This is a genomic window from Lacticaseibacillus sp. 22 (assembly GCF_055413445.1).
In genome coordinates, this window is the sequence record NZ_JBVAYD010000002.1 from 136545 (window position 1) to 151942 (window position 15398).

12 protein-coding genes and 2 pseudogenes are annotated in these 15398 nt (G+C 46.0%); 9 read left to right on the forward strand and 5 right to left on the reverse strand.

Annotated elements, in window-relative coordinates:
• Positions 1–389: 389 nt before the first annotated feature.
• Entirely contained in the window at positions 390–3521 is a 3132-nt protein-coding gene (locus tag ACWP87_RS01955; protein WP_014569250.1) for an AAA family ATPase, read from the reverse strand.
• Positions 3518–4642, reverse strand: coding sequence for an exonuclease SbcCD subunit D (locus ACWP87_RS01960; protein ID WP_014569249.1), 1125 nt, complete (start codon positions 4640–4642; stop codon positions 3518–3520). The genes ACWP87_RS01955 and ACWP87_RS01960 overlap by 4 nt, the downstream gene beginning before the upstream one ends.
• Before the next feature lie 62 nt (positions 4643–4704).
• On the opposite strand from ACWP87_RS01960, the gene ACWP87_RS01965 reads away from it, so the two are divergent.
• The 9 genes from ACWP87_RS01965 to ACWP87_RS02005 all read left to right on the forward strand — a co-directional run bounded on the left by ACWP87_RS01965 (position 4705) and on the right by ACWP87_RS02005 (position 11920).
• Positions 4705–5331, forward strand: a complete 627-nt coding sequence (locus ACWP87_RS01965; RefSeq protein WP_014569248.1) for an HAD family hydrolase — start codon at positions 4705–4707, stop codon at positions 5329–5331.
• A gap of 451 nt (positions 5332–5782) precedes the next feature.
• Positions 5783–6559 (forward strand): DeoR/GlpR family DNA-binding transcription regulator, encoded by a 777-nt coding sequence (locus ACWP87_RS01970; protein WP_005684120.1) that lies wholly within the window; start codon positions 5783–5785, stop codon positions 6557–6559.
• 3 nt (positions 6560–6562) lie between these two features.
• Positions 6563–6991 carry a galactose-6-phosphate isomerase subunit LacA gene (gene lacA / locus ACWP87_RS01975; RefSeq protein ID WP_005684122.1) on the forward strand — a complete coding sequence of 143 codons (429 nt, stop codon included), beginning with the start codon at positions 6563–6565 and terminating at the stop codon, positions 6989–6991.
• 40 nt (positions 6992–7031) lie between these two features.
• On the forward strand, positions 7032–7550 hold the full coding sequence (lacB, locus tag ACWP87_RS01980; protein ID WP_005684124.1) for a galactose-6-phosphate isomerase subunit LacB: 519 nt from the start codon (positions 7032–7034) through the stop codon (positions 7548–7550).
• A 33-nt stretch (positions 7551–7583) separates the two neighbouring features.
• On the forward strand, positions 7584–8585 hold the full coding sequence (locus ACWP87_RS01985) for a tagatose-bisphosphate aldolase (RefSeq protein WP_014569247.1): 1002 nt from the start codon (positions 7584–7586) through the stop codon (positions 8583–8585).
• Positions 8586–8714: 129 nt separating this feature from the next.
• Positions 8715–9653: a tagatose-6-phosphate kinase gene (lacC, locus tag ACWP87_RS01990; RefSeq protein ID WP_014569246.1), complete on the forward strand. Its 939-nt coding sequence runs from the start codon at positions 8715–8717 to the stop codon at positions 9651–9653.
• A 20-nt stretch (positions 9654–9673) separates the two neighbouring features.
• On the forward strand, positions 9674–10354 hold the full coding sequence (locus ACWP87_RS01995; protein WP_014569245.1) for a DUF4867 family protein: 681 nt from the start codon (positions 9674–9676) through the stop codon (positions 10352–10354).
• An 85-nt stretch (positions 10355–10439) separates the two neighbouring features.
• Positions 10440–11465 (forward strand): serine hydrolase domain-containing protein, encoded by a 1026-nt coding sequence (locus ACWP87_RS02000; protein WP_014569244.1) that lies wholly within the window; start codon positions 10440–10442, stop codon positions 11463–11465.
• A gap of 248 nt (positions 11466–11713) precedes the next feature.
• Positions 11714–11920 (forward strand): hypothetical protein, encoded by a 207-nt coding sequence (locus ACWP87_RS02005; protein WP_014569243.1) that lies wholly within the window; start codon positions 11714–11716, stop codon positions 11918–11920.
• Positions 11921–12519: 599 nt separating this feature from the next.
• Here the strand turns inward: ACWP87_RS02005 and ACWP87_RS02010 are convergent.
• The 3 genes and pseudogenes from ACWP87_RS02010 to ACWP87_RS02020 all read right to left on the reverse strand — a co-directional run.
• Positions 12520–13737: pseudogene (locus ACWP87_RS02010) on the reverse strand (PTS transporter subunit IIC); the annotation flags it as partial.
• Positions 13737–14081 (reverse strand): annotated as a pseudogene (locus ACWP87_RS02015) (hypothetical protein); the annotation flags it as partial. The pseudogenes ACWP87_RS02015 and ACWP87_RS02010, both read right to left, overlap by 1 nt.
• A gap of 281 nt (positions 14082–14362) precedes the next feature.
• Positions 14363–15373, reverse strand: coding sequence for an aldose epimerase family protein (locus ACWP87_RS02020; RefSeq protein ID WP_014569240.1), 1011 nt, complete (start codon positions 15371–15373; stop codon positions 14363–14365).
• Between the last annotated feature and the right edge of the window lie 25 nt (positions 15374–15398).

A 15398-nucleotide genomic window follows, 5' to 3' on the forward strand; every position in this document is an offset into this window, starting at 1 on the left:
TGATCTCGCCTCTTTTTGGTGTGAGTTAGAAGGTATGACCCTTACAACTTCTGTTATACCACTTAAACACAAAAATGACACAGATAATTTTGCAGAGCGCGAACAGGGCCGCTTAGAAACCGGAGTGTAAGCGGGCTTGAGCCTAAATGGCTGGGCTTTGCCATTTAGGCTCAAGGTCCTTACACGCAGGTTTCTGGCCCTGTGAGCGCGTTTCAGAGCGTGAGCCAACCCGGTTAGAAACCGGAGCATAAGTGGCCTCAGATCCCAATGGCCGGGCTTTGCCATTGGGATCTGAGGTCCTTATGTGCAGGTTTCTGGGTTGGCGAACGCGTTTAAGAGCGCAATCAGGGCCGCTTAGAAAACGGAGTGTAAGTGGGCCTCAAACCATCTTACGCCGACGCCATATGCATCACCTTAATCCGACTCCGCCCTGTCCCTGCTGGCTGCACCTGCAACTGATCGGGAATATTATCCCTTAATTCCGTCACGTGCGAAATAATCCCGATCAATCGCGATTCGCCTTCCAGCGATTCAAGCGCGTTCATTGCCACATCAAGGCTATTGGTATCCAAACTCCCGAAGCCTTCATCAACAAACAAAGCATCAATATTGATGCCACCACTTTCTTGCTGAATCACCTCGCCCAGTGCCAATGCAAGGCTCAACGCAGCAATAAAGCTTTCACCACCAGACAGTGTTTGAACTGCGCGACGTTCACCCACCTGATCATCGTATACATCAATTTCCAGACCTGAATGGATCTTTTGAGTTCCCAAGTCCGTATGCAACACAAATTGGTAACGCTGGTTGGAAAGCACTTGCAAGCGAGTGTTAGCAACATCCAAAACATCCTGAAGATAGGCTTGTAAAACGTAACGTTCCAAACTAAGCTTCTTGGGACCATTGCCGTTCATAACGGCGGTCAGTGTCTGCAAGTCGGCATAGGCAGCCAAAGCAGTTTGATTGGCCGCTAAAATATCTGCGGCCTGTTCAAGCAATTTTTGGGCCGTATCATGTTTCTGCTTTGCTTCAATGAAGGCAGTTTGTGCTTTTGTTGCCTCTGCTTCAGCTGCACTTGCTTGAGCCTCAAGCTGATCAAGGGCAGGTTGCGGTTGATTGCCAATCGTTTTGTTAGCGGCTGCCAGTAATGTCTGCTGCTTTAAAACGTCATCCTTATAACGCTGCGTTTGTTGCTGCAAAAGTGGTAATTGCCCTAATTGCTCGCGCATGGCAGCAAATTTTGCGACACCATCCGAACCAAAATAATCAGTTACTGCAGATAAAAAGCCATCTTCTGCTTCCTGGTGCTCTTTTTTCAGTGTCGCGATCTGGTCAGTAGCATGGCGTTCATCTGCATGTAAGCCTGCTAACTGGCGATCGAACTCACTTAACTGACGCTGCGCCGTTTTTAATTGTTCCTGGTAAGTCTTGATTGCTTCAGTCAAGACATGCGACTGTTCGGTTACTGTCTTAAGATCAGTCGTGCCTGCAGGTAAACTTGCTTTCATGGTCGTCAGTACACTGTTAGCTTTTGCCGCCTCAATCTTCGCTGTATTAAGCGCACTTTGGGTTGCTTGAATTTCCTGATCATCTGCGCTCACAACAGTTTGACCAACTGTTATTGCTTTTTTCAGCGCATCCTGCCTGATCTGAGCGGCGGATAACGCTTGGACTGCAGCCTGTGCTTTTTCTTCAAGTATTGCCAGCTGTTTCAAAACATCTGACTGTTCGCTTTGGGGACTCACTGCATCTATGCTTGAGCTCACCTGCGCCCAAAAACTGTTCTTTGCTACATTTGACTTTTTGGTAGCGGCAGCGTGCTGTTCTTCTAGGTTGGATACCTGGGCTTGCAAAGTCGTTTCTTTTGCCGCTGCTTGCTGGCGTGCTTGGGTAGCCTGTTTCACCTCAGCCTCAGTCACCAGCGGTTCATCCAAGGCTACAGCCGGGTGTGGATGCTCGACACTGCCGCAAACCGGGCAAGGGGTCCCGGGCGTCAACTTAGCCGCCAATTGGGCAATTTGTTGTCGGATCTGGGTCTGTTGCAATTGATTCAACTGCTGCTCGGCAGATTGACTCACATTTGTCGCCTGAATCAGCAACGTCTTTGTGTCCGTTAGCTTGCTGGCAAGTTGTTCAGCTTCAGCGTGCGCATCTTGATAATTAGCGGCTACCGGTTTCAGCGCTGCCACTAATTGTTTATGGTCAGCTGCTCGATCTGCCAAATCTGACACTGCTAGTTGGTTCAACTCGGTTTGATATTGATCAAGTTTTTTCTGATCATTTGCCAATTTTTTTTGCGCCTGTACAGACGCTGCTTCTGCCTGTGCAACTGCGGCGGTTTGTTGGGCTACTTGTTTTTCTTGATCCGCAATTGCAACGAGTTGCTGTTTAACCGATTGCAATTGATCAAGTTGCGTCTTTTTGGCTTCAATGGCCGAATCCTGCTGCTGTAAATCATTTAATTTCGTTTGGGCCTGATCCATGGCCTGCTGAGCGGTTTTCATTGCCGTTTGGGTTTGTACAAGTTGCGTCTTGGCTATCGTTAAATCACGAGCTGCTCTTTGCACCCGTTGCTCAGCTGCCTCGTGTTCTTGAACCCAGGTTAACCGTTCCATTAACTTAAGACGGTCTTGCTGTGTTTGCTTCTGTTCAGCAAGTTGTGCCAAAGCCGCAGCAGTTTGTTTTCGATCTTCAAATGCTTGTGCCAGCTGCTTGCCGGTCTGAAGAGCTGTCTGGGCCGTCTGATAGCACTGGTGGCGTTGGTCTGCCATGGTTTGCAGGTTGGTGACGGTTGTTGCTTGCTGCGTTACTTCCTGACGCATCAAGGCCAATTTGTCAGCCATCGTCGCGTTGTCAGATGGCGGCGTGGCAAATTCAAACTGTGACGTCAGCAAATTCAGCATCCGTTCCTGATCCTGAATCGCGGCTCCCTGCTGCTTGGTTTGTGCTTGCATAGCTGTTTGCCAGCGTTGAATCAACTGGGTCCCAAATAAATCCCGAAGTAAATCTTCTTTGGCATTACTGTCGGCATCTAGAAAACGCCGAAAGTCTCCTTGAGGCAGCAGAACAATTTGCCGAAATTGCTTGGCATCAAGATGTAAAATTGCATCAAGCTGGCTTTGGACCTGATTTTTTTTGGTATATTCGGCCACTTGCTTATCAGCATCTGCAATCGCCAATATGGCCTTTGCTTTGACCTCAGTCAGTCCATCACCACGTTTTTTTTGCTGTATCTGTTGCGGCTGGCGCACTACCCGATAATGTTTACCGTCATGATCAAAAGTTAACGTAATTTTAGTCAGATCATGGTGGCTGGCAAAGTTGGACCGCATCTGCATGCCATCGCGTTCCCCTGACGTCTCGCCGTATAACGCATACACTAAGGCATCAAAAATCGTGGTTTTCCCGCTGCCAGTCGGTCCGCTGATTAAGAATAGCGGGGTCGTGCGAAAATCTTCAAAATTAACTGTTTCATCTGCATAGGGTCCGAAAAACTGCATGTGTAATTGTTTAAGTTTCACTGTTTCTGCCCGCTTTCTGCTTCACCAAGTCCCGCTTTGGCCCACTTCAGCTGATCCGCTGTCAGATCTGTTTGCATCATCTCAGCATAAAAATTCTTCAACAAACTCAGCGGATCGAGATCGCGCTGCCGTTGTTTTAACGGTTTTACGGCGGTGACCCCATTTTCACGGCGCAGGCTGATAATCCTTGGGTAAATCTTCCGCAACTGGGCCATGACATTCGGAATCACCTGCGTGTCGGTTAAATCAACGCCAATATAAGCATCGCGGTCCTGCTGGCGATAAAAATCCGGATCAGTCAATTCCGCATAGCTGGCTTTCAACTCAATCAAGTCATGTTGTGGCGTCAACGGAATAAACGTCCGCGCCATCGTGTCAGTATCGACAATGTAGACGCCCTTTTCCTGCTTGGCTTCAGCGACCGCATATTTCAATAAGGCACCACTATACTGAATCTTAGGTTCGGCGTGCAGCGCATTATGATTATGCAAATGACCTAACGCCACATAGTCAAACGCTGCCAAGTCATCAATCGGGACTGCATCCAATCCGCCGACGTTAACCTTTGTTTCCGAAGCGCTATGATCGCTACCGGCAGCAAAAAAATGGCTCACCAAAATATGCCGCATATCGGGTTTAAACTGGGCTTTCATTTTGGCAACAATCGGGCGAATGGCCTGTGCTACATTGGTAATCGTTGCATCCTGAAAATAATCACGGACAGCAAACGGTTCAAAATAAGGTAGTAAGAAAAATTGAGTGTCACCAAGTTCAACTGGGGTAAATGCCTCGGCTAATTGCGTGTTGACGTACATCTTAGTTGTGGAAAACCATGACCGGCCAGTACGTAGGCGGACAGCCGAGTCGTGATTGCCGGAAATCACCAACAATGGATAATTCAGCTTACGATTTAGCGTTACCAGCATATGATCAAGCGTTGCCACCGCGGCCTCACTGGGTAAAGCGCGGTCATATAAATCGCCGGCAATGACAATAGCATCGACTTGTTGCTGCTTGGCAACGGTCACCAATTGTTCAAACACCGCCTGCTGATCTTCCAATAAGTCAAAATCGTTTAGTTTTTTGCCAATATGCCAATCGGCCGTGTGTAGAAATCGCATGTTTACGCCTTTCTTTGTTATCGCTTACTTGTTACAATAATAAGCGTTATAGGAGGAAGAATATGAATACGTTTATCTTTGATATTGACGGCACCTTGCTTGACAACGTTGAAGGTTACCTTTACGGGCTTCAAAAAACTTTACGCCGCCATGGCCGCAAAATCGCCATTGAGGACTTGACTTGGACCAATGGCCGCGCTGGTGTCGATAGTTTAAAAGAGCTAGGCTTCGGTCCAGCAGAAATTCCCGTGGTGCATGAAGAATGGCGCGAAGACTCGAAAGCTTTTCTCAACCATGTCACTTGGTTCCCCAACATGCAAAAAGTCCTAACGCAATTAAGCCGCCACTATAAGCTTGGTCTCGTCACTTCAAAAGACAAACCGCAATTCCTCGAAGAAGATAAGAAGTATCACTTTAGTCCGTATTTTGAAACAGTGGTTGTCGCCGGTGAAGCCAAACGCAACAAACCCTTTGGCGATCCAATTACCTTAGCACGTAACCGGTTAGGCGGCCAACCTGACACGACGGTTTACATCGGTGATACGCCGACTGACGCCCAAGCCGCAGCCGATGCAAAAGTTGCCTTTGCACTCGCGGGGTGGACAACGCCACCATCACCCGCTGTCACGCCACGCATTGCTGTCCTCCAGCAAGCGGATGATTTATTAAAACTTTCAAAGCTTAATTAACGTATGACTGCTACTATATATTACGCGTTTTAACAGTGACACTGCCCCTAATAGTCAAGTTATTACCAATTAATTCTACCAGATAACAACGTAACCACAGTCCTAAGCATGCAAATGTTTGGGGCTTTTTTGCGCTTCTTGAGTTCCGTTCTTGGTCAATTGACGCTAAATGAATCAGTCGTTTGAATCCGTGAAATCATCAACCGATATTTGGCAGGCACCGTATTTCTGTGTGTACCTGTTGTCTTCTGTTTATTCGATTACTAATATGCGGCTATATCTGCATATTTTTATGACGCTTTTTATTTCTTTTTTTATAAAAACACGCGATAAAAATAGTCGTAAACACCGCAACTATGGTCTTGACGAATCATGTGGCCAGTGGTAACTTAAGGACTGTAATAAGAAACAAAATCAAACAACAACGAACATTTTTTTGTGAGGTGAGTCAATGTTAAAAGACGAGCGCTTGCTAACAATCCGTAATTTAGTTGATCGTAAAGGGATTGTGACCGTTAACGAAATTGGTGAAAGTTTAGGCGTTTCAACCATGACTGTGCGACGGGATCTGGAAGAGCTTGCTGAAAGAAATGAGTTAGTCCGTATTCACGGCGGCGCACAAAGTACCCATTTTAAACCGCTAACTGAATTGTCCAGAAATGAGAAGCGGTCCATTCACGTCAACGAAAAGCGTAAAATCGCCGCTACCATTGCTGATATCATCACTTCAGGCGATACGATTTATATCGGGCCCGGCACAACAAATGAACTGATTGCACAGTACCTCAAGAAACCTGACGTCCGGATCATCACCAATAGTCTTCCCGTCTTCCAAAGCTTTCAGGACCGCGCCGATTACTTCTCGTTAAAACTGATCGGCGGCCAGCTCCGCGAACGATCAGGAGCCTTTATCGGAAGCTTGGCAAATGAGATGTTAGCTCACCTCACAACGACCAAAGCATTCATCAGTGTTAACGGTATCGCTGACAATCACATTAGCAACGCCAGCCCCGAAGAAGGTCAAACGCAGCGAATTGCGTTGAACAATGCGGGGATGAAATTTGTTGCTGCGGATCATTTCAAACTTAATCGGCAAGATTTCTACAGTTTCTACGATCTTGACCAAACAGACGGGCTTATCACTGATCCCGGAATCAGCGCTGACGATCGGCAACATTACAACACATATACGCATGTTATTACAGACAAAACAAAAAAAGGAGAATAGATCATGGATGTCATTATTGGTGCAGACAAAGATGGCTTTGCAATGAAAGAACAAGTTAAGAAATATTTGGAGGAACATCAATATCGGGTCGCGGATGTGACGCCTGAACCAGCTGAAGATTTTGTTGAATCTTCACTGGCAGTTACCAAAAAGCTGCTAAACAGTGATGCGCACAAAGCCATCATGTTTGATCGTTACGGTGTCGGTTCTGCCATGGCTTCTAACAAAGTCAAAGGCATGGTTACCGCGGTCGTTGAAGAAGAAAACACTGCCCACATGACGGCTGAACATAATGGCGCCAAGGCAATTGCTATCGGTACCGGCATTACAGGTTATGATCGCGCACTGGTCATCATCCAACGTTATCTGGATACCGAATATGCTGGCGGCCGTCATCAAATCCGGCTCGACATGCTTGAAAAAATGATTTAACGCCGTCTTTCACCCAATATAGAAAGGAAGCTTCACACTTATGATTATTGCTATTGGTAACGATCACATCGTCACGATGCAAAAGATTGAAATTTCAAACATGTTAAAAGACATGGGTTACACAGTTATTGATGAAGGCACCTATGACACGCATCGTACCCACTATCCGATTTATGGTAAGAAAGTCGCCGAAGATGTTGCTGATGGTCGTGCAGATCTCGGTATCGTGATGTGCGGTACAGGTATCGGTATTTCAACAGCCGCAGATAAAAACGAAGGCATCCGCGCGGCCATGTGTGATGATGTCACCTCAGCCGTCTATGCTCGCGAACAGCTAAACGCTAACGTCTTAGGTATCGGTGGCGCAGTTGTCGGCGTTCACCTCATTCAAGATATTGTCAAAGCTTATCTGGATGCCACCTACAAAGAAACGCCTGAAAATAAAAAGTTGATTGATAAGATCGACAACATCGCGAAACCAAATCCTGATCAAAAAGACAACCCGCATTTCTTTGATGCTGAACTCGAAAAGTGGGCTGAAGGCGTCTATCACGACTAATTAAACATTAAAATCCTAGGAGGCATTTTTTACATGACAGTCACCCTTACTGCGGGCCAATTCAAGCATCTGCAAAAACTTTCCGACGAAAATAACGTTATCTCCGCGCTGGCCATTGATCAACGCGGTTCTTTAAAGAAAATGCTTGCAGCTGCAGCGAACAAGCCAGCTGATGAAACCACCATTGTCGATTTCAAGAAAGCGGTTTCTGAAGAACTAACCAAATACGCCAGTTCAATTTTGCTTGATCCGGAATATGGCCTGCCAGCTGCCAAAGTTCGTGCACCACAAGCCGGCTTGCTTCTCTCCTATGAAAAGACCGGCTACGATGCGACTGAACCTGGCCGTTTCCCAGATCTGATTGATAACCAAAGTGCTTTGCGCATCAAGAACGAAGGCGGCGATGCAGTCAAATTCCTGCTATACATTGACCCTGACGAACCTGATAGTATCAACGATCGTAAATATGCGTTTGTTGAGCGGGTTGGTGCTGAAGCTAAGGCTAATGATTTACCACTGTTCCTGGAACTGGTTTCCTATGATGGTACGCTCAACGAGACTGGCACCGCCGCATGGGCTAAGGTTAAGCCGGACAAGGTCATCAAGATCACCAAGGAATTCAGCAAACCGCAGTACAATGTCTCCGTTCTAAAAGTCGAAGTTCCGGTTGATCAGAAGTTTGTTGAAGGCTTCACCGATGAAGGCGTAACCCCGGTTTATACCAAAGAAGAAGCTGCCAAATATTACAAAGCCCAGTCCGATGCAACCGGCTTGCCGTTCATCTTCTTGTCCGCTGGTGTTTCCAACGAATTGTTCCTTGAAGAACTCAAATTCGCTAAGGAATCCGGTTCAACCTTTAACGGTGTGCTTTGCGGCCGGGCAACCTGGAAGCCAGGCGTTAAGCCATTTGCTGCTGAAGGCGAAGCTGCCGGCAAGCAATGGCTGGAAACGAAAGGTAAAGCTAACATCGATCGTTTGAACAAGGTTTTAGCGGATACTGCTACTCCTTGGACGGACAAGGTCAGCCACGAATAGTTCGTGTAAGACCATAAAAGCCGATTCCTTGAGGGGTCGGCTTTTATTAACCGAAAACCGACTAACACAATCACTAATATGACGTTAGCAGGCAACCTGCTCACGTTCACTTTTGGAGGAAAACTCATTATGATCTTAACGGTTACATTAAATCCCTCAATCGACGTTTCCTATCCACTCGATCATCTTAAAATCGACACGGTCAATCGGGTTAAAACCGTTCGCAAAACTGCTGGTGGAAAAGGGTTAAACGTTTCCCGCGTCATTCATCTGCTTGATCATGACATCACGGCCACTGGCTTCATCGGCGGTTATTTTGGCAAATGGCTGGAAAATCAGTTGGATCACGATGGCATTGCCCATAACTTCTTTCCCATTGACGCCGAAACCCGCAGCTCGATTGCGGTATTGCACGATGGCGGCAAACAAACTGAAATTCTCGAAGCAGGCCCAACCATCGCGCCTGAAGATGCAAGTGCCTTCCTAGACCACTTTGATAAGCTACTTGATCAGACCGATTTGTTGACGATTTCCGGCTCAATGCCACAAGGACTTCCTGAAGATTACTACACGCAAATGATCGCCCATGCCGGTGCCAAAAACGTGAAGGTGCTGCTAGACACATCCGGTGCAACCTTGAAATCAGCCCTTGAAGCACCCGTAAAGCCGCTGTTAATCAAGCCTAATGAAGAGGAACTCGCCGGCCTGCTCAATCGTTCGGTGGATAAGACTGATTACGCAACCTTGAAACAAGCTCTCACTGATCCGATTTTTGACGGCGTAGATTGGATCGTTGTTTCATTAGGGTCAGCCGGTGCTTTTGTTAAACATCAAGATAAGTTCTACCACGCCGCGATTCCTAAGATTCAGGTTGTCAATCCCGTTGGCTCAGGGGACTCAACACTTGCCGGTCTGGCAATTGGCATTCATGATGGCAAGTCCGATGAAGACATTATGAAAACCGCAATGACAACCGGCATGCTCAACACCATGGAAGCAGAAACCGGTTTTGTCAACCCCGCCAAGTTTGCCGAGTATTTTGCTAAAGTCACCATTGAAACTTATTAAACCAGGAAAGAAGCAATCAAATGTCAACTTTCGAAAAGATTCAAGCTCTGAATCCGGATAAGACGATCTATCAGTTAACCGATTCAGCGTTTTCCGATTACGGGGTCACCTGTACACAGTATGACGTCAGCGAACTCCAACAGTTCATGGATCAGCAAGTCCCCATCCCCGCTCCGACTGCTGCCAATCGCTATATTCCTTCCAACCCCGCAATGGAAAAGCTCCCGGTGGTCCAACAGATTGGTCGTGATGTTTTTGCCGGTCTGCCAATCGAAGCCGGTGAATGTGCCGGACACGCCGAGGCTTTGACAGCAGTCGAATTTCACCAAGGCAGCGAGGTGAATGTTTTCTTCACCGATGTCGTGATGGTGATCGGTAAACGCGGGCAGATGCATGATGGTCAATTTAACGCGGAAAAGGACGCTAAGCTATTCTTCGTCCCTGCTGGCACTGTGGTCGAATTCTTCAGTGACACTTTGCATTACAGTCCCTGTGAGGCTCATGCAAGCGGATTTAAATTTATTGTCATGTTAATTCGCGGTAGCAATCAACCGTTACCAGTCGGCTATCACACCGACAACCCATTGATTGTTAAGCAAAACAAGTTCCAAGTCGTTCATGCCAGCCGCACCGACAAGATCAATCAAGGCATCAAAGTCGGCGTTACTGGCAAGCTAGTCACTGTCAATCACCTAGATTAAAACACAACCAAAACGGCCGAAAACGCCACGTTTCAGATAACACAGCTAAAGTTCGACCAAGTCAATCTTGCTTGGAGGCATCAAAATGGTAACACCAGAAGTTCTTAAAGATGAATCACCGTTGAGTCGTTCCTTACAAACCGAACACTATAACGGTGCTGTAGCAGTTGTTTCCCCCGATAAAGAATTAGCAGCAGACGCGCAGGGGTTTTCCCATATTGACATGAAGGTACCGTTTGCATCCCATACAATAAGCGGTGCCGGAACTGTCACCCAACAGTTCTTCGGTGTTTTGCTCATGCAGTTTGTTGAAGCCGGCACCGTCAAGCTAACTGACAAACTGTCTAAGTATATTCCGGAGTATCAACAGGCCGAGCAAATAACCTTAGCGCAACTAGCCACCATGCAAAGCGGAATTCCAGATTATCTAACTTTGATGGCTGCACCATTTAAAGCCAACGCTCCCGACACACTGCCGGCCGAACGGTTAGCGCTGCAAATCAATCAACATACCAGTCAAAACATGGATTTAGCCAAGGTACTGGCTGTGGTTGATGATCTACCCCTGAACTTTAAACCCGGCAGCAAAACCGCGTACAGCAGCACGAACGCACTGCTGTTGGGCGAAGTTCTAGATCGCGTGACGAATGAACGGCCACTTGAGGCGATCTTAAAAGCACAAATCTATGATCCGCTGAACTTAACCAATACGAAACTTGGCACAGCCCACGCATTTGCAGAAAGTTATCATTGGATAGCCGGCAATCCCAATGTGGCTGGTAAAGGTAATGAAAACCAAGCCGATCGCGGACTCGTCACAACGGTTGCCGACTTAGAAAAATTTGCCCAAGCAGTTTTGACAGGTCAACTACTAACCGCGGCCAGTTGGAAGACGATCTTTAAAGCCGCCGAAGCTGGATACGGCTATGGCTGGTACAAGCTGGCAGACGGATGGCTCGGTAACAGCGGCAGCGTTCTAGGCTACACTGGCCTGCTGGGCATTAATCAAGCACAAAAGAAAGCTGTTGTCGGTTTGACCAATGTACTTAAGCCTCAAGCAACCATGGATCAATTCTTTAAGCGAATTTACACTGCTGCCGTTAAACTTTGACTGCTAAAGTCAACTTAAAACTTCCGATTTATTAAACAATGTACGGAAGATTCATATTAGACGCGAAGGACGAAAGCCGTTTACTGGTCTCGATTAGTAAACCACTATCGCCCTTCATTTTATGCGATGTCAACGCGAAACGTGCTCATGTATGTTCTTTTTTGTTTGTTATCGTTCATTTTGTCTAGTTTTAGCGCTTCAATTAAGCTATAATAGAGGTAGGATAAGATTAATGGAGGTCCTTTTTGATGACAAATCGTAAAAAAAGTTACCTAATTTGGCTCGGCATCGTCACACTTGTCACCATTTTAAACGGCATTTTCAAGAATACATTCACCCAGGTAGCGGTCATGGTAACTGCTTGCTATGCACTTTATCAGTTACTCAAAATTGACAACGTTTTTGATCGTAAAAAACGGCGAGCACATCGGATGAATCAAAAATCCACGAACTAAAACTTGTCGATAATGATATGCCACTATGAACTATCATCCACCCCTCAAAAAGACGGACAGATTTCAACTCGAAATCTGTCCGTCTTTTTCTCTCTGTTGCTTGAACACTCAAGCTGGCCGCCAGCCACGCGTTAGTATTGACCTTCAAGCTATTCCATTACTGGTATCATTTCAGCATGCATCCATCCATGCTCAATTTTGGCGAGGTTTAGTCTTCTTATTGGACTCAACTTTCTTTGTTATCACATCAGCGACCTTAAGCGTTAGTAAGTAACCGATTAGGCGGATATAGGCTGCCACATTAAGATCAATCTTAGTAGCAAGTTCCGTCAACTCAGCGCCCACTAGTCCGACACAAATAAAAACAAGCCATGATTTGAGAAATGCTAGTCTCTGCAAGTATCTCCACGCCCTCACCATTTTAGGATTCCAAAATTCGAATTGGTTGATTTTTACTATACACCCGGTTTACGAATATTTATATGCCAAATTATTTTAAAGCTTTTATAGCAAAACAGCCCTAGACCGCATCGTCTAGAGCTGTTTATAGCACAATCACCATCAATGATACCTAACAGAATGGTTTAAATGCTTCATCATTAATCTGCTGAATTAGCAGCGGCATGGGTTGCGACAAATTTAACATCATCAGCAACCTCTTTACCCTCATCAGAGTACTTCTGATTCCGTTTCATCATTTCATGACGATACCAGAAGAACAATGCAGTGTAAGCAATTAATGCCAACGCAGCATACACAATCATCATCATTTCGCCCTTAGAAGCTTTACCAACCAAAACAGCAATGAACTGTTCAATCGGGCCTTCCTTGGTTGACGAAGAGATTAACCCAGTGGCAGGAATACCACTCGCATGTAAAGCACGTGCCGTGTGGGTAATGAATGGTGCTGAAAGTGTACCGGCCCACAAGAACAGTGGCAGTTCGATAGCACCAATAACAATCATTCGAATAATCTTACCACGCGTAACCACCAACAGCGCTGGGGTAACACCCATTGCAATGATCCCACCTAAAGGCAAGATCCCGTTACCAGGCAATACCAAAGCTTCCAGCAACATGATTGGTGCTAAAACGTTAGCTGCAGCCCAAATTTCAGCACGACCAGCCAAGAATGGCCAGTCAAGTCCGATATTAAGCATCCGGCCGCCTAAGCGTTTGTTAGCAAAATCCGCAACCCCTTGAGATAGCGGCTCAACCGCTGCGATAAACCACGAACCAATAATACTAAACAGCTCCAAGCAGGTCGCAGCCATAAAGGCCAGCGTCGTAATGGACTTAATATCTTGATGGGAAATCAGACCGATAAAGATCCCCAGATAAATCCCAATGGCAAAACGACTGCCCCAGAATCCGATCTTTTCATTTAGCTTTGCCGCATCGAAGTCATATTTATCCAACCATGGGAACAATTTGTCAAACAACTTATCAAACACCATGATCACAGGATTCATCATGTAGTTTAAATGCGTTGTCGTCATCGGGTTCTCCCAGTCGTCCAACAAGTCATTGAAAGTCGGCTTCATCAAATCGGAATTGATAATTTTTAAAACGCCAATGAAGATAACCAACACGGTAGCAACAAAAAGGTTAGCACCAAAATAAATAGCCAATAGACCTGTAAATGACAAATGCCAGATATCAAAAATATCGACATCTAATGTGTTGGTTCGATTCAGGAACAGTAAAATCAAATTAACAATAACCAGAATTGCCAAGAAGAATAATGTATACGGTGAACCCCAAGTAATCGTTGCTAACGGCGCCCACCCTAAGTCAGTAATTGAAAGGTTAATGAATGATTCAATAATAAAAAACAAGTCCCCATAAACAGCCAAACCGGTAACAGGTGACGTATCAAGCGAATAAATAGCGGCGATTTTGTCTTTTGCATTCGCGTTTGCCTGATGAGATACCAACTCGTCAATCCAACAATAATTGCCATACACGGTTGCCAATTAGTGATGACGACACCGCTTCTGGAACTGATCAAAACAGGAAACACCGGTAAAAAAGCTGGCGCAAAATCAAACTTATTAACCGGCCAGTTGTACCAAATATAAATCGCGTTAACTGCCAACCAGACAACCATTATGACGATTCCCTGTACACTGAGTGGCAATTTCAAGAAGCCGTTTTTCATAGCGAACCCCCCACTTTCATGCTGCATCTTTAATCACAGCGGTTAAATATTAGTTCACGAGAATATTTAATTTAAAAGCTTGCTATCGTAATCGCTTTCATTTCCTAAAAGTATATATCAGGATAAACCCGCTGCAAAATATAACGGTTTGCATAAACTCAATCTTTTCGATTCCCTAACACCACAACACCCATGCTTCAACAAGCAGAAAGCCAGCACCGATACCCCAGCATACAAAAAAGCCCTTTGAGCATCCCCAAAGAGCCTTTCGTCGTTAACTATTATTCAAACGTCCAAGTATTCGCCAAGGTAAATGGTTCACCTGGCAGCAACGTGATCGCGGATAAATCCGAACCGCTTACTGGCGGATACTGGCATTCAAGTGCTACCCCATCAAATTGCTTGATGTTATGCGCAACGCCTGTACCATCGAAATGATTGGCTGTATACACAACCACGCTTGGTGCAGTGGTGACAAGTGTCATCGTGTGATTTTTAGTTTGCAGCTTGGCGGCTAGTGCTTTGCCGTTTTTTAGGAGGAACGGGTGATTAATGCCACGTTCAGATGTAATTTGATCGGCACGCGTATGGATGACATCGCCCAGTTTTTGCCCGTTGCGAAAATCCAATACAGTACCCGCCACCGGTTGCCAGCCTTGATCCGGAAGATGTTCGGCGTCCAAGGGCTTATAGGTATCTGCTGGAATTGTCAGTACGGTTTCATCAATCGTAGCTGGTTGATCCAGTGCAAAATAAGTATGGTTGGTTGGATTAAACAGCGTCTCATCATCACTCAATGCATCAACGCGATATTGCAAAGCATTCGCGTTTGTCAGCGTGTAAGTCACCTGTAATTTAAGATTGCCGGGATAACCGTTGTGTCCGGCCGGATCGACAAAAGTAAAGCTCGCACTCGCCGTCGTTGCAGTTTGCTCGGTGCGAAAATTGTAAACTTGACGATCAAGCCCATCATCTCCGCCATGAATATGGTTCTTGCCTTCATTCATCGGCAAATCGACTTTAACGTCACCGTGTTGCCAAACGTGGCCCCGAATTCGCCCGACAATCCGGCCAACCGTACCGCCAAGAAAATTACGTTCTTTTGAATAATCTTCGCGTGTTGGTAATGACAGCACCATGTTGTGGAGACCATCTGCTTCCGGTAAAAGCACCTTCTCCAACGTTGCACCATAATTTAACAGCTTTACTACCATACCTTGGTCGTTGGTGAGGGTTAATTCATAAAGATTTTGTCCCTGATACTGACCATATTGCTCAACTGAAACGTCCATCATAACCTCCTTATGTCATGGTTCC